The sequence below is a fragment of the Janibacter sp. GS2 genome (genome assembly GCF_051200835.1).
Classification (GTDB): domain Bacteria; phylum Actinomycetota; class Actinomycetes; order Actinomycetales; family Dermatophilaceae; genus Janibacter.
The window spans coordinates 1,883,297-1,898,433 of the sequence record NZ_CP195161.1; the positions used below are offsets into that span (position 1 = coordinate 1,883,297).

General features: G+C 70.9%; 14 protein-coding genes. 5 read left to right on the top strand and 9 right to left on the bottom strand.

What is annotated here, in order from left to right; translation table 11 throughout:
- Positions 1-2: 2 nt before the first annotated feature.
- Genes ACR9E9_RS09140 through ACR9E9_RS09155 form a run of 4 tightly spaced genes read right to left on the bottom strand, consistent with a single transcriptional unit; the run spans position 3 to position 5,267 of the window.
- Positions 3-1,601, bottom strand: a complete 1,599-nt coding sequence (locus ACR9E9_RS09140; RefSeq protein ID WP_435198168.1) for an acyl-CoA carboxylase subunit beta — start codon at positions 1,599-1,601, stop codon at positions 3-5.
- A complete protein-coding gene (locus ACR9E9_RS09145) occupies positions 1,598-2,767 on the bottom strand; it encodes an acyl-CoA dehydrogenase family protein (protein ID WP_435198169.1) in 1,170 nt (389 codons plus the stop codon). The genes ACR9E9_RS09140 and ACR9E9_RS09145 overlap by 4 nt, the downstream gene beginning before the upstream one ends.
- Entirely contained in the window at positions 2,764-4,506 is a 1,743-nt protein-coding gene (locus ACR9E9_RS09150) for an acyclic terpene utilization AtuA family protein (protein ID WP_435198170.1), read from the bottom strand. Before ACR9E9_RS09150 ends, ACR9E9_RS09145 begins: the two co-directional genes overlap by 4 nt.
- On the bottom strand, positions 4,503-5,267 hold the full coding sequence (locus ACR9E9_RS09155; RefSeq protein ID WP_435198171.1) for a TIGR03084 family metal-binding protein: 765 nt from the start codon (positions 5,265-5,267) through the stop codon (positions 4,503-4,505). The genes ACR9E9_RS09150 and ACR9E9_RS09155 overlap by 4 nt, the downstream gene beginning before the upstream one ends.
- A gap of 77 nt (positions 5,268-5,344) precedes the next feature.
- On the opposite strand from ACR9E9_RS09155, the gene ACR9E9_RS09160 reads away from it, so the two are divergent.
- The 3 genes from ACR9E9_RS09160 (at position 5,345) to ACR9E9_RS09170 (ending at position 9,059) form a co-directional block, all read left to right on the top strand.
- Positions 5,345-6,490, top strand: a complete 1,146-nt coding sequence (locus ACR9E9_RS09160) for an acyl-CoA dehydrogenase family protein (protein WP_435198172.1) — start codon at positions 5,345-5,347, stop codon at positions 6,488-6,490.
- 103 nt (positions 6,491-6,593) lie between these two features.
- On the top strand, positions 6,594-7,421 hold the full coding sequence (locus ACR9E9_RS09165; RefSeq protein WP_435198173.1) for an SDR family oxidoreductase: 828 nt from the start codon (positions 6,594-6,596) through the stop codon (positions 7,419-7,421).
- Between the two features lie 36 nt (positions 7,422-7,457).
- Positions 7,458-9,059 carry a class I adenylate-forming enzyme family protein gene (locus ACR9E9_RS09170; protein WP_435198174.1) on the top strand — a complete coding sequence of 534 codons (1,602 nt, stop codon included), beginning with the start codon at positions 7,458-7,460 and terminating at the stop codon, positions 9,057-9,059.
- Between the two features lie 9 nt (positions 9,060-9,068).
- On the opposite strand, the gene ACR9E9_RS09175 is transcribed toward ACR9E9_RS09170, so the two are convergent.
- The 5 genes from ACR9E9_RS09175 to ACR9E9_RS09195 form a co-directional block, all read right to left on the bottom strand.
- Entirely contained in the window at positions 9,069-10,154 is a 1,086-nt protein-coding gene (locus ACR9E9_RS09175) for a DUF4185 domain-containing protein (protein ID WP_435198175.1), read from the bottom strand.
- Between the two features lie 61 nt (positions 10,155-10,215).
- Entirely contained in the window at positions 10,216-10,821 is a 606-nt protein-coding gene (locus tag ACR9E9_RS09180; RefSeq protein ID WP_435198176.1) for a response regulator, read from the bottom strand.
- Positions 10,821-11,957, bottom strand: a complete 1,137-nt coding sequence (locus ACR9E9_RS09185) for a sensor histidine kinase (protein ID WP_435198177.1) — start codon at positions 11,955-11,957, stop codon at positions 10,821-10,823. The genes ACR9E9_RS09180 and ACR9E9_RS09185 overlap by 1 nt, the downstream gene beginning before the upstream one ends.
- Positions 11,954-12,712: an ABC transporter permease gene (locus ACR9E9_RS09190; RefSeq protein ID WP_435198178.1), complete on the bottom strand. Its 759-nt coding sequence runs from the start codon at positions 12,710-12,712 to the stop codon at positions 11,954-11,956. Before ACR9E9_RS09190 ends, ACR9E9_RS09185 begins: the two co-directional genes overlap by 4 nt.
- Complete coding sequence (locus tag ACR9E9_RS09195) at positions 12,709-13,704, bottom strand: ABC transporter ATP-binding protein (protein WP_435198179.1); 996 nt, start codon at positions 13,702-13,704, stop codon at positions 12,709-12,711. The genes ACR9E9_RS09190 and ACR9E9_RS09195 overlap by 4 nt, the downstream gene beginning before the upstream one ends.
- A 160-nt stretch (positions 13,705-13,864) precedes the next feature.
- On the opposite strand from ACR9E9_RS09195, the gene ACR9E9_RS09200 reads away from it, so the two are divergent.
- Both ACR9E9_RS09200 and ACR9E9_RS09205 read left to right on the top strand, forming a co-directional pair.
- Positions 13,865-14,230 (top strand): hypothetical protein, encoded by a 366-nt coding sequence (locus ACR9E9_RS09200; protein WP_435198180.1) that lies wholly within the window; start codon positions 13,865-13,867, stop codon positions 14,228-14,230.
- Between the two features lie 23 nt (positions 14,231-14,253).
- Positions 14,254-15,135, top strand: a complete 882-nt coding sequence (locus tag ACR9E9_RS09205; protein ID WP_435198181.1) for an MOSC domain-containing protein — start codon at positions 14,254-14,256, stop codon at positions 15,133-15,135.
- Positions 15,136-15,137: the final 2 nt, after the last annotated feature.

Below are 15,137 nucleotides of genomic sequence, written 5' to 3' on the forward strand. Positions count from 1 at the left end.
CCTCACATCCGGAAGACGCCGAAGGACGACGTCCCCTCGACCGGCGCGGTGTGGATGGCGGACAGGGCGACGCCGAGGACGTCGCGGGTGTCCCGGGGGTCGATGATGCCGTCGTCGTAGACGAGCCCCGAGAGGACCATCGGCATGGCCTCGGCGCTGATCTGCTGCTCGATGGCGGCGTGCATGGCCTGGGCGCCCTCTTCGTCGAAGGGCTTTCCCTGGCCCAGCGCGGAGGCGCGGGAGACATTCGTGATGACGTCGGCCAGCTGCGTGGCGCCCATGACGGACGAGCGCGCCGACGGCCAGGTGAAGACGAACCTCGGGTCGTAGGCCCGCCCGCACATGCCGTAGTGCCCGGCCCCGTAGGAGTTGCCCAGGAGGACCGAGATGTGCGGGACGCTCGAGTTGGACACGGCGTTGATCATCATCGAGCCGTGCTTGATGATCCCGCCCTGCTCGTACTCCCTGCCGACCATGTACCCGGTCGTGTTGTGCAGGAAGAGCAGCGGGGTGTTGGAGCGGTTGGCCAGCTGGATGAACTGCGTGGCCTTCTGGGACTCCTCGCTGAAGAGGACGCCGCGGGCGTTGGCGAGGATGCCGACGGGGAAGCCGTGCAGCTGCGCCCAGCCGGTGACGAGCGACGAGCCGTAGAGCGGCTTGAACTCGTCGAAGTCGCTGTCATCGACGATCCGGGCGATGACCTCACGGGGGTCGAAGGGGGACTTCAGGTCGGGGGGCACGATCGACAGCAGCTCCTGTGCCGGGTAGCGCGGCGGCTTCGGTGCGGTCGTCACCGGTCCACAGGCCTTGCGGTGTCCCAGCCGGGCGACGATGGAGCGTCCGATGCGGATCGCGTCCTGCTCGTCGCGGGCGTAGTGGTCGGCCAGGCCGGAGACCCGGGCGTGCATGTCCGCCCCGCCCAGCGACTCGTCGTCGGACTCCTCGCCCGTGGCTGCCTTGACCAGCGGGGGGCCGGCGAGGAAGACCTTCGAGCGCTCCTCGATCATCACGACGTGGTCGCTCATGCCCGGCAGGTAGGCCCCGCCGGCGGTGGAGTTGCCGAAGACGAGGGCGATCGTCGGGATGCCCTCCTTCGACAGACGGGTGAGGTTGCGGAAGGTCGCGCCGCCGGGGATGAAGATGTCCTTCTGGGTGGGCAGGTCCGCGCCTCCGGACTCGACGAGGCTGATGACCGGCAGGCGGTTGGCCCGCGCCACCTCGTGCATCCGCAGCGTCTTCTTCAGGCCCGGCGGGTTGCTCGTCCCGCCCTTGACGGTGGGGTCGTTGGCGAGGACGAGGCACTCGACCCCGCTCACGAGCCCGATCCCCGCGACGATGGAGCCGCCGACGGTGAAGCTCGAGCCGTACCCCGCGAGGGGGGCGAGCTCGAGGAAGGGGGACTCCAGGTCGAGCAGCAGCTCGATCCGCTCGCGGGCGGTGAGCTTGCCGCGCTCGTGGTGGCGGGCGGTGTACTTGTCGCCGCCGCCGGCGACGGCCTTGGTCATCTCCGCACCGACCTCGGCGAGGGAGGCCCGCATCGCCTCCGCCGCCTCCTGGGCCTGGGGGGTGTTCGGGTCGAGGGTGCTGCGCAGGATCGTCATGCCACGAGTCCCATCCGTCGTGCGGCCATCTGGTTGAGGATCTCGACGGTTCCCCCGCCGATGCCGATGATGCGCATGTCGCGGTACTGCCGCTCGATCTCGCACTCGGCCATGTAGCCCATCCCGCCGAAGAGCTGGAGGGCCTCGTGGGCGACCCATTCCCCGGCGCGGGTGGCGGTGTTCTTCGCGAAGCAGACCGCGGGAATGAGTTCGGTCAGCTCCTCGCCGGCCTCGTGGCGGTCCACCACGGCCCGGGTGTAGGTGCGCGCCACGTCGATCCGCGAGGCCATCTCGACGAGCGTGTTCTGCACCGACTGGCGCGAGATCAGGGGCTGACCGAAGGTGCGGCGGTCCCGGCACCATTGCGTGGCCAGGTCCAGGCACCGTTGGGCCGAGGAGTAGGCCTGCGCGGCCATGGCGATCCGCTCGGTGAGGAAGGCGCTGCCGATGAGCAGGAAGCCGGCGTTCTCGGGACCGATGAGGTTGCCGGCCGGAACCCGGACGTCGGTGAAGGACAGCTCCGCGGTGTCGGAGCAGCGCCAGCCCATCTTGTCCAGGCGGCGGGTCACCTCGAAGCCCGGTGTGCCCTTGTCGACGACGAGCAGGGAGAGCCCCCGGCCCCCGGGGTGCTCCTCCCCTCCGGTGCGGACCGCGGTGGTGACGAAGTCGGCGCGCACCCCGGAGGTGATGTACGTCTTGGCGCCGTTGACGATGTAGTCCCCGCCATCGCGTCGGGCGGTGGTGCGCAGGCCACCCACGTCGGAGCCACCGTCGGGCTCGGTGATCGCCAGGGCACCGATCTGCTCACCGGCCAGGGTCGGGACGACCCAGCGGTCGAGCTGCTCCTGGTCACCGGCCGTGACGATGTGCGGGCAGGCGATCCCGGAGGTGAAGAGGGAGGCATAGGCGCCTCCGGCGGCGCCGGCCTCGTGGAAGGCCTCGGTCACCGTCACCCCGGCCCGCTGGCCACCGCCCTCGCCTCCGGCGTGCTCGGGGAAGCTCGCCCCGAGCAGCCCCTGGCGACCGGCGGCGGCGTGCAGTGATCGAGGGAGCTCACCGATGCGCTCCCACTCGTCCTGGTGGGGGAGGACCTCGCGCGTGACGAACTGCGCCGTGGTGGCGCGCAGGGCGGTCAGTTCGTCCGAGGACCAGTCGGCATGGCTCATCGCTCGTCCTTGGGGGTCGCAGGGAGGAGGTTGAGGGGGATGTCGACGTGGCGGGAGCGCAGCCACTCGCCCAGCCCCTTGGCCTGGGGGTCGAAGCGGACGTTGTCGGCGACGCCCTGCCCGAGGAGGTTCTCGATGACGATGTTCACCGCGCGCAGGTTCGGCAGGTGCGTCACCGTCACGGGCAGGTCCGCGGCCTCCGGCAGCAGCTGGCGGATCCGCTCGGGTGTCAGCAGGGCGGACAGCCACGGCCAGGTCGCCTCGTCGCGCACCCACACGCCGACATTGGCGTGGCCGCCCTTGTCGCCCGAGCGGGCGCCGGCGATGGTGCCCAGCGGGACCGTGGTCGTGGGCGCGGCGTCACCCGTGGCCTCCACGTGTGCTGCGGTGGGCTCGCCGGTCAGCGCCTCGAGCTCCCGGGTTTCCTGCGGCGGCGTCACGGCCTCGACCACGCCGTCGTCGAGGACCACCTCGTGGTCGGGCACCGACTGCGGCACGTATCCGGGAGTGAAGACCCCGTAGGGGGATCCTGCCGAGGGCGGTGCCAGGGTGTGGCAGCCCGGGTAGGTGCCCAGGGCGATCTCGATCCCGGCCCGGGAGAAGGCGCGACCCACGACCTTCGGGTCAGTGTCACGGGCGACCACCGTCAGCAGGGCAGCGGCCTGCTGCTGGGTCGGTGCGTCCGGGTCGTCGGTGCGCGCCAGCGTCCACGTCAGCTCGGCGGGGGAGGTGGTCAACCCGGCCTCGAACTGGCGCTGGACGAGCTCGGCCTTCGCCTCGATGTCCAGGCCGGTGAGGACCATCGTCATCTCGTTGCGGAAGCCGCCGAGGGAGGTCAGCGAGACCTTGAGCTCGGGTGGGGGAGCCTCACCGCGGACGCCGCTCATCAAGACCCGGTCCACGCCCTCCTGCTGCAGGGTGATCGTGTCGAGGCGGGTGGTGACGTCCGGCCCCGGGTAGCGCGCGTCGGCGATCTCGTAGAGCAGCTGGCTTTTGACCGTGTCCACGGTGACGGCGCCCCCGGTGCCCGGGTGTTTCGTGATGACGCTCGCGCCGTCCCGGTGGATCTGCGCGATGGGGAAGCCCGGGTGGGTGAGATCGTCGATCTCGGTGAAGAAGGCGTAGTTGCCGCCGGTGGCCTGGGTACCGCACTCGATGACGTGTCCGGCTGCGGTGGCCCCGGCGAGCGCGTCGAGGTCCGCGCGGCCCCAGCCGAAGTGGGCGATGGCCGGGCCCACGATGACCGAGGCATCGGTGACGCGGCCGGTGACGACGATGTCCGCACCGGAGTCGACCGCCCGGGCGATGCCGAATCCCCCGAGGTAGGCGTGGGCCCCCATCGGGTGACCCAGTCCGAGCTCGGTGGCGCGAGGCGTCAGGTCGTCCCCGCGGACGTGGGCGATCCTCGGGCTCAGGCCCTGCTGCTGCGCGAGCTCGCGGATCGCCGTGACGAGGCCGGGGGTGTTGACGCCTCCGGCGTTGGCGACGATCGTCACGCCCTGCTCCAGGGCGAGCCCGAGGCACTCCCGCAGTTGCAGCAGGAAGGTCTTGGCGTAGCCGGTGTCGGGGTCCCCCAGCCGGTCGCGGCCGAGGATGAGCATGGTCAGCTCCGCCAACCAGTCGCCGGTGAGGACGTCGAGCTCGCCGCCCTCGAGCATCTCGCGCATCGCTGAGAGCCGGTCCCCGTAGAAGCCGGAGCAGTTGCCGACCCGCAGCACGTCCTCGTCGGGGGCCCTCACAGCCGTGCTCCGCGCGGGGCGCCGGCGAAGACCTGGGCGATCGGCAGCCAGTCCTGCGCGTCGCCGGTGGCGTGCAGGTCGGTGTCCCCGGCCTCCCGGCGCTGGGTGACCACGAGGCAGAAGTCCAGCGCGGAGCCGGTGACGCCGTGCTCACTGCCCTCCTCGCCCCACGTCCACAGCTCCCCGTCGGGTCCGGTGAGCTCGACCCGGAAGGGGTGCGCGGGAGGGGTGCGGTCGTTGATGAGGTAGGCGAAGTCGCGGGTGCGTACCCCGAGGTGGCAGATGTCGCGCAGTCGCGCGGTGGGGGCGCGGTCGAGGCCGAGGGCGTCGGCGACGTCCTGGCCGTGCGCCCAGGTCTCCATCAGGCGCGCGGTGGCCATCGAGCGCGGGCTCATCGGTGGACCGAACCACGGCAGCTTGGTGTCCGAGGGGGTGTCACGCAGCACCTCCGCCAGGCGCTGCCGACCTGCGCGCCACCGGACGAGGATCTGCGCCGGGCTCGAGGTGGCGCCCTCCTCGGTGCGGGTGTCCACGTGCCCCAGGGGGTCGGCCGCCGCGAGCTCGAGTTCGGCGGTGAAGGCCGCGTCGTCGGTCGCAGCGACGGCCGCGATCTCGTCCGTCCAGGCGAGGTGCGCGACCTGGTGGGCGACCGTCCACCCGGGTGCCGGCGTCGCCCGGGCCCAGTCCTGCTCGTCGAGGTCGGAGACGAGCGCATCGAGATCGGCGCACTCGTCGAGGAAGGAGGCCACGGTGTCGCTCATGGGGCCGAGCGTGGCACGTCGCCAGTGAACAATCAAGCATGCTTGCTTGTTTGATGGTCCGCCAGTAGCGTCGGGTCATGCGCCTCACTGATGAGCACACGGCATTCCGCACCAGCGTGCGAGCCTTCGTCGAGTCCGAGATCAACCCCCGGGCCGATGAATGGGAGGCCGCCGGGATCTTTCCCGCCCACGAGCTCTTCCCCAAGGCCGCCGCGTTGGGTCTGCTCGGCCTGGAGTACGACGAGGAGTTCGGGGGAGAGGGCGCCGACCACTCCTTCCAGATGGTCGCGGCCGAGGAGCTCGGGCGGTGCGACTCCGGCGGCGTCTCGATGGCCATCGGGGTCCAGTCGATGATGTCGACGCCCTCGCTCGCGCGCTTCGGCACCCCGGAGCTCAAGCGTGCCTACCTCGCCCCGGCGCTCGCCGGTGAGGCGGTCACCTCGATCGCCGTCACCGAGCCGGACACCGGCTCGGACGTCGCCCGCCTGCGTACCCGGGCCACGCGCGACGGCGACGACTGGGTCATCACTGGACGCAAGACCTACATCACCAACGGCACGCAGGCCGACTGGATCTGCCTGCTCGCCCGCACCTCCGACGAGGGCGGCCACCGCGGGATGTCCCAGATCATCGTCCCGACCGGCAGCCCGGGCTTCTCCGTGGCCAAGCGCCTGGACAAGCTCGGCAACCGCAGCTCGGACACCGCCGAGCTCGTCCTCGACGAGGTGCGGGTGCCCGTGTCGAACACCATCGGCGAGATCGGCCGGGGTTTCCAGCAGCAGATGGCGCAGTTCGTCATCGAGCGGATGTTCGCGGCCTACTCCACCGTCGGCAGCTGCGACCGCGCCCTGGAGCGCACCCGCGCCTACATCGCCGAGCGCGAGGTCTTCGGGCAGCCGCTGGCGACGAAGCAGTACGTGACCTTCCGCCTCGCGGAGCTGCAGGCCCGGGTCGACCTCCTGCGCAGCCACAACGCCGCCGTCTGCGAGGCCCACCTGGCGGGCGAGGACATCATCCGTGGCGCGAGCGTCGCGAAGCTGACCGCCGGCCGACTCGTGCGGGAGGTCGCCGACACCTGCATCCAGTTCTACGGCGGCATGGGTTACATGGAGGAGACGTGGACCGCACGCTTCCTCCGCGACACCCGACTCGGCTCCATCGGGGGTGGAGCCGACGAGGTCATGCTCCAGGTCCTCGCCCGGCTCGACGGGATGCCCGCCTGATGGATCACGGATTCGTCCAGTGGGCCACCATCCACGCCCTGCGCATCACCGAGGGTGACGGCGACTCGGCCGTCTCCCGCTGATCCCACACAGGAGTTCCACCATGACCGCAACACTCGCCGGACGCACCATCCTCATGTCGGGGGGCAGCCGCGGCATCGGCCTGGCCATCGCCGAGCGTGCCGCCCGGGACGGCGCCAATGTCGCCATCCTCGCGAAGACCGACACCCCCCACCCCAAGCTCGAGGGCACCATCCACACCGCGGCCGCGGCGATCGAGGCGGCCGGGGGGAAGGCCCTGCCGATCCTCGGGGACGTGCGCGACGAGGAGTCCGTGCGCTCCGCCGTCGAGCAGACGGTCGAGGCCTTCGGGGGCATCGACATCGTGGTCAACAATGCGAGCGCGATCGACCTGTCGTCCACGACGGACCTGCCGATGAAGAAGTACGACCTCATGCAGGACATCAACACCCGCGGGTCCTTCCTCCTCGCGAAGACCGCGCGGCCCCACCTGGAGCGCTCCACGTGCGCGCACGTGCTCACGCTCTCGCCGCCGATCAACCTCGACCCGCGCTGGGCCGGTGGCTACCTGGGCTACACGATCGCCAAGTACGGCATGAGCCTGGTGACTCTTGGACTGGCCGAGGAGTGGCGTGAGCGCGGGATCGCCGCCAACAGCCTCTGGCCCCGGACGGCCATCGCCACGGCCGCGGTGCAGAACCTCCTCGGTGGCGAGGAGACCATGGCGCGCAGCCGCACCCCGCAGATCATGGCCGATGCGGCTCACGCCGTGCTCATCCGCGACCCGCGGGAGTGCACCGGCCGCTTCCTCCTCGACGACGAGGTGCTCGCCGAGGAGGGCATCACCGACCTGTCCCCGTACGGAGGCACCGAGGGCGAGCTCGTGCTCGACTTCTTCCTCGACTCCTGACCGGTCCTCGTCCCTCCTGCACGACAAGGCGCACCCATGTTCCCTGACCTGTCCCACGTCGACCCGCTCGAGTACAACCTCGCCACCCGCAACAACGCCGGGGACGTCGTCGTGCGGACTGCGGCGCTCTTCCCCGACCGGATCGCCGTGGTCGACGGCGAACGGGAGGTGACCTACCGCGAGCTCGCCGAGACCGTCGACCGCCTCGGGCACGCCCTCGTCGGTCTCGGTCTCGAGCCGGGACAGCCCGTCGGGCTGACGATGATGAACTCGTGGCGGGTCCTGGCGACGTACTTCGCGTGCGCCCGGGCGGGGCTGGTGTGCATGCCGCTCAACTTCCTGCTCGGTGCGCAGGACCAGCGGTGGATCCTGGAGGACTCGCAGCCGCAGGTCGTCGTCACCGACTCCGCCTTCCGGCCGCTGCACCAGCAGGTGCTACGTGGTCTGTCCGTGCGTCACGTCGTCGTCACGGACGAGGAGTCGCCGGAGCCGGTGGCCGACCTGCCGACCCACGGTTGGCAGTCGCTCGTCGACGCGGCGCCGACCGGGCCCCTGGAGGTCCTCGTCGATGACCGGGATCCCGTCCAGTGCCTCTACACCTCCGGCACCACGTCCCGGCCGAAGGGGGTACTCGTCAGCCACACCTCCCTGGTCACCTCCCTGCTGTCCAATGCCCTGGTCACCCGGATGTCGTGGGGGCCGAACCCGCCGACGATGCTCGTCGTCCTCCCGATGTTCCATGTCACCGCGCTGAACACGCTGTGCATGCCCACGCTGCTCATGGGCGGAACCGTGCTGCTCGTCGGGATGGCCTTCGACCCCGCGCGCAGTCTTGACGCGATGGAGCGTCACCGGGCCACGCACACGATGATGCTGCCGCTGATGCACCGGGCCTGCGTCGCCGAGCAGGCGAAGCGGGCCCGTGATCTCTCGTCGGTGACGATGGCCATCTACGCGATGGCGCCCATGCCGGAAGAGCTCCTCGACGCGGTCGATGCGATGTATCCGCGCGCCGACGTCATCCTCGGCTCCGGGCAGACCGAGGTGGTCCCCGTGACGGTGATGCAGTGGCCGGAGCACCGGCACACCGCGGCCGACTCGTGGGGGCCGCAGGCACCGAGCGTCCTGGCCCGCACGATGGATCCGCACGGTCTCGTCCAGGGTCCCGGGGAAACCGGCGAGATCGTCTACCGCGCGCCGAATGTCGCCAGCGGGTACTGGAACAACGCCTCGGCGAACGAGGCGGCCTTCGCCCACGGGTGGTTCCACTCCGGCGACATCGGGCACCTCGACGAGCAGGGCGTCGTGTGGTTCACCGACCGGCTCAAGGACATCATCAAGTCTGGCGGGGAGAACGTCTCGTCGGTGGCCGTCGAGACGGTCGTCCTCGGCGCTGCCGGCGTGCTGGAGTGCTCGGTCGTCGGGGTGGCGGACGAGCGCTGGGGCGAAGCCGTGTGCGCGGTCGTCGTCGCTGACGGCACGGTCCCCGAGGACGAGCTGGAGGCCGGGGTCATCGCTCATGTGAAGGGAAGGCTCGCCGGCTTCCAGGTGCCCAAGCAGGTCCGCGTGGTCACGGAGCTGCCGAAGACCGCGACGGGGAAGATCCTCAAGAAGCAGGTGCGTGACAGCGTTCGCTGAGCCGGCTGCTCAGTCCAGGTCGAGGGTGATGAACTTCGGCCGGTAGAGCGTCGGATCGCCGAGGAGCTCCTCGAAGTTGAAGGTGTTGACGTTGTAGGAAATGAGCAGCTCACCGTCCTGCGACAGGTGTGGCTGGCCGTGCGCGTTGTACGTGAAGTGGTCCTTCGGCGTGGACTCGGGCGTCTCGTAGATCGTCTGCGGGTGCTGCCACGGGCCCTCGGGCGAGCACGCCGTCCACGCGTTGATGTCGGGGCTGAAGGGCTGCGAGGTGTCCGAGGAGATCATGAGGTAGCCGTCCTTGTGGGGGCTGACGCTCAGCTCGTTGGCGACACCATCGGTCAGGCGGGCGCTGCGTGCGGCGTCCTCGGACCAGTCGTCCTCGGTGCGGTACTCCCACGTCGACGGGTCGGCGAGGTTGCCGGCGTCCGCCCGCGCCAGGTGGAGATGCTTGGCGTCGCCACGGTCCTCGACCCCGTAGACGTAGGTGTGGGTGGGCGTGGTCATCAGGCCGGCGCCCCAGGCGACCGACCCGCCGGAGTCGTCCTCGTCGATGTCCGTGACCGTGAGGTCCGGCAACGAGACGCGCGCGATGGCGTTGCGCTCCCACTCGAAGCCGCGCTCGCCGACCTGCGTGGTCCGGGAGAGGAAGACGATGAGCTCATCACCCTCGACCTGCGCGTCCTGCACCCAGTAGTAGGTCGACTCGCTCGGGTCGGCGAAGAAGGACTCCGGCCCCTCGGCGGTGCGCGTGCTCAGCCGGCCGGAGTCGTCCTCGGTCACGAGCGCGTTGTGCACCATCGTCATCCCCGGCCGCGGCTGACCGGTGTTCGTCACCGTGCCGATGAAGGAGTCGCTGAAGAGCCACAGCGTGCGACCGTCCGGCAGCTGCACGGAGTAGGTGGAGTCCCCACCGATCCATCCCGGGCCGGTCACCTCGAAGCGCCGGTCGTCCTCGCGTGAAGGGGAGGCCCAGTCGAAGTCCGTCTGCACGGCCGCGCACGCGGCGTCGTCCTCGCCATCATCGGTGCACCCGACGAGCAGCGCCGCCCCCACCGCGAGCGCGCCGACGAGCGCGGCCGGGCGGGTCGCTCGCATGCGCGCTCCCAGGTCGAAGGGGGTGGACGTCCCCATTGTGACCGACGCGTAGGCCCTGCGCTCAGAGCCAGCCCAGCTCCTGGGCACGGCGGGCGGCCTCGACCCGGTTGCTCGCGCCGGTCTTGCCGATCGCCGAGGACAGGTGGTTGCGGACCGTCCCGGGGGAGAGATGGACGCGGGCGGCGATCGCGGCGGCCGATCGGCCGTCGAGCGCCTGGCCGAGGATCTCGCGCTCGCGGTCGGTCAGCGGGTTGGGGCCACCCACGACGACCTCGGTGGCGAGGGAGGGGTCGACGACCCGCCCCCCGCGAGCGACGGTACGCACCGCCTCGGCGAGCTCGTCCGAGGGGGTGTCCTTGACGACGAAGCCACTGGCTCCGGCCTCGAGTGCCCGGCGCAGGTATCCCGGTCGACCGAAGGTGGTGACGATGAGCACCCGTGTCCCGGGCAGCCGCTCGCCCAGCGCTGCGGCGACGGTGATCCCGTCGAGCCCGGGCATCTCGACGTCGAGCACGGCGACGTCAGGGCGCGTCCGCAGGGCGACCTCGAGCACCTCGTCGCCCGAGCCGACCTCGGCGACGATCTCCAGATCCTCCTCGAGCCCGAGGAGCGCCGCCATCGCACCACGCACGAGCGCCTGGTCGTCGGCGAGCAGCACGGTCGTCATCACAGGTCCACCCGCACTCTCGTGCCGGGGCCGTGGCGACCGGGCATGCCCTCGCTGATCTCGATCCGTCCACCGGACTGTCGCACCCGTTCGCGCAACCCGGTCAGTCCGGAGCCCTCCCGACGACCCCGCAGACCGTGCCCGTCGTCGACGACCTCGAGCCAGGTCGGCCCCCAGAGGACGTCGACGTGCCTGGCGCCGCTGTGCCGGATGACATTGGTGACCGCCTCGCGCAGCGCCCAGGCGAGGGTGATCCGCAGTCCGGGGTCGACGACGTCCCCGTCCTCGGGGAGCTGCGCCTCGATGCCCGCGTCGCGCAGGGCCGCCGCGGCGGAGTCGCGCTCGTCGGAGAGTCGGGCCATCCGCAACCCGGCGACGGTGGCGCGGATCTCGGCGAGGGACTGCCGGGTGAGGCGCTGGATGTCGGTGACCTCTCCCTTCGCCCGCACCGGGTCGATGTCGATGAGGCGCTCGGCGAGGTCGGCCTTGAGGGAGATGACGGTGAGGGAGTGCCCGAGGACGTCGTGGACGTCGCGGGCGACGCGGTCCCGCTCGGCGGCGACGGCGAGGGTGCGCTGCAGGGTCTGGCGACGCTCGTCGCTCAGCGTGAGCGTGCGGATGAGCAGCCCGAAGCTCCCGATGAGCAGGGGCAGGAGCAGCAACGGCCACAGGTCGGCGAGCAGGTCGCTGAAGGAGAGCAGGGCACCCGATCCGATGGTCGCGGCAGCGACCCCGGCGATGGACCAGCGACCGGGGAAGCTGAAGGCGGCCAGGGCGGCGAGGAAGGCGCTCATGCCCAGGGTCTCGACGCCGATGAGCAGGCTCTCCAGCGCCATGATCACCACGAGGACGACGGCACCGCCGAAGACCTGCAGGTACGCCGTGCGGGTCCACCCGCAGTACAGCGCCTTCTGGCCCGTGAGGAAGGCCAGGACGTAGACGATGCCGAAGACGACGAGGAGCGTCAGGAGCGCCACCCGCAGCACCGGGTGGTCCGACGTGCGCTGGATGACCTCCACGGCCGGGAAGCCGAGGAAGATCAACCAGATCGCAGCGAGGAGCCACCCGTACCTGGCCCACGGGTCGGGGACGTACTCCTCGTCGGTCGACCCCAGCGCCACCACCGGCTCGCTCACTCCCTCTCCCGACCTCGCCGCGCCAGCAGGACCGTCGCGACGGCCATGATGAGCGTCCACACCACCACGTTAGCCAACGGCACCCACAGCGACTCGTGGGCGAGGTTGCCGTTCATGTCGACCGAGTATCCCTCGGTCAGGGGATAGCGCGCGAGCGAGACGAATCCGTAGAGCGGGGTGAACTTCGCGATCATCAACATGGTCCCCGACAGCGGGATGAAGATGTTGCCGAGGAAGGCGAGGATCACCAACGACCCGGACGCCGCGCCGACGGCGGACTCGGATCGCAGGGCGAGCCCGAAGACCAGCCCGTACAGCGCGAAGACGCCCGCGCCGACGAGCACGATGGCGCCGGAGGCCGCCCACACCCAGGGCACCCCCTTCGCGCCGGTGACGATGCCGATCCCGTAGATCAGGGCGATGGGGATCAGCGCGATGGCCAGGGCGATGAGCGCCTTGCCGGCGACGTACGAGCTGTCGCGAAGGGGGGTCAGCCCCAGCTGTCGCCCCCAGCCCTGCTGGCGTTCGACGGCGGCCTGGCCGCCGATGCTCACGGTGGCGGTGACGGCACCGTAGACGGCCATGGAGATCATGACGTACAGGGCGACGTTGCCGCGCCCGATGTCCTCCTGTCCGAAGGTCTGCGCCGCTCCGAAGATGACGTACATGAAGGCCGGCAGGCCGGCGATGAAGAACAGCCCGATGTAGTCGCGGGAGATCCGCTTCAGCTCCAGGCCGATGATCGTGGGGTTCATCGGATGTCCTCCGTCGTCGTGTCGTCCGTGCCGTCCATCGCCTCGCCCGTGATGACCATGAAGGCGGCATCGAGCGATGCGGTGGTGACCTCGAGGTTGCGCCCGCCGAGCTCGGTGAGCAGCATCCGGGCCAGGGCATCGGAGTCCTCGCCGATGGCGGTGACCCGATCCCCGCTGACCGTGACCGAGCTGGTCCCGCCCAGCCCGCGCAAGCGCTCGGCGGCGGCGTCGACGTCCCCCCTGCGGACGTCGGCGCTGACGGTGCGGCCGCTGGCGCGGGACCGGATCTGCTCGGTGGTGCCGTCGGCGACCACCCGGCCGCCGGCCATGAGGACGATGCGGTCGGCGAAGGTGTCGGCCTCCTCGAGGTAGTGCGTGGCGAAGAGGATCGTGCGTCCACGACCGGCGTCCTCGTGCATCGTGCGCCAGAACTCACGGCGGGCCACGACGTCCATCCCCGCGGTCGGCTCGTCGAGGATGAGCAGGTCGGGGTCGGGTAGCAGGGCCAGGGCGAAACGCAGCCGCTGCTGCTCGCCGCCGGAGAGCTTCGAGACGCGCCGGTCGGCCTTGTCGGCCAGGCCCGCCCGCCGCAGGACCTCCTCGACGGGCTCGTGGTGGGTGAGGGTCGAGGCGATGTAGCGCACCGTCTCGCGCGCGGTGAGATCGCGCAGGAGTCCGCCGGTCTGCAGCACGGCGCTGATCCTCCCTTCGTGCACCGCCCGTCGGGGAGCGGAGCCGAAGGAGGTGATGGTCCCCGACGTCGGTTCGGTCAGGCCGAGCACCATGTCGAGCGCCGTCGTCTTGCCGGCACCGTTCGGGCCGAGGAGCGCCACGACCTCACCGGAGGTGATCCTCAGGTCGAGGCCGGCGACGGCGTGGACGGTCGTGGAGCCGGAGCGGAAGGTCTTCGTCACGTCCGCGAGGTGGACGGCCGCCTCGGTGGGCGCGCCCGACGCGGAGGCCGGGGTCGTGGTCGTGGTCGTCGATGTCATGGCCTCAGCATCGGGCGAAGGGGGCCGCCGCCACCATCCCCCGATGTCACGACTCGGCAATGACAGATGTCATGGGGGCAGACATCGAGGTGCTCGCGGAGCATGATGGGAGAGAAGGGCTCGCCTGCCCGCGCGGGCCACCCCACGACAGGAGGCAGACATGGGCGCAGCAGTCCAGATCAGCACCGGAGCCATCTCCCCGGAGCACCTGGCCGGCCGGCACGTGATGCTCGGCTCGCGGGACCTGGGCGTCCTCGACGGGACGAGCGAGACCGTGCAGTTCGACATCCCGGCCGGCAAGCACGTGCTCTACCTCAAGGACGGCGCGACCACCTCGGGCGCCGTCGCCTTCCTGGTGCAAAACGGACACTGCGCACAGCTGATCGTCAAGGACAGCGACGCCGGCCCCTTCGCCGCCTTCTTCGGGGGGTGGTTCGCGCTGCGCCGAACCGGCGACCACCTGCTCGCTGCGGGCGTGCCCGGAGCCGAGGAGATCTCGACCGATGAGGTGCCCGCCACCGCCTGAGTCCTCGTGCCACGATGAGCGCCATGAAGGTCACCCAGCTGCGCGTCTACCCGGTGAAGTCCCTCGGTGGCACGGACGTCGACTCGGCGCACGTCGAGCCGTGGGGTCTCGAGGGGGACCGGCGGTGGGGCCTCGTCGACCCGACGGGGGAGAAGGTCACCGCCCGGGAGGTGCACGCCCTTCTGGGCCTGCGAGCCGAGCAGGTCGACGAGGAGACGATCCGCATCCACGCGGGTCAGGACAGCATCCTCGTCGACACGCCGCTCGGTCTGCCGCCGATCCCGGTGAGCCACTCCCGGCAGGGCTTCGCCCCTCCCGCCGACGAGGACGTCAGCGCGTGGATCAGTGAGCGCGTCGGTCGCCCGCTCCGACTGGTCTGGCAGGAGGACCCGCAGGTGCGCCGGGTCTCCGGCGCCCATGGTGGTCATGAGGGTGACACCCTCTCCCTGGCCGACGCCGGTCCGGTGCTGCTCACCTCGCAGGAGTCGCTCGGGCAGCTCGAGCAGTGGATGACGGCCGAGACGGGTGAGCCGGACCCGGACGGCCTGGACCCCGATGACATCAGCGATGCCGGCCCCTCCGGCTCCGGCGGCGCGGCGGCGCAGCCGGAGGGGTTGAGCATGATCCGCTTCCGGCCCAATGTCGTCATCGACGGGGACGTCCCCTTCGCGGAGGACGGGTGGCCGACGGTCCGTATCGGGGGCGTGGACTTTCGCACCGCCGAGACCTGCGACCGGTGCGTCATGGTGACCATCGACCCGCAGACGCTCGCGACGGGCAAGGAGCCGATGCGCACGCTCGCGCGGCACCGTCGCTGGGACGGCAGGACGTGGTTCGGGACGAGGCTGGTGCCGCTGGGTGGGGGTGAGCTGCGGGTCGGGGACGAGGTCGCGCCGGGCCGCTGAGC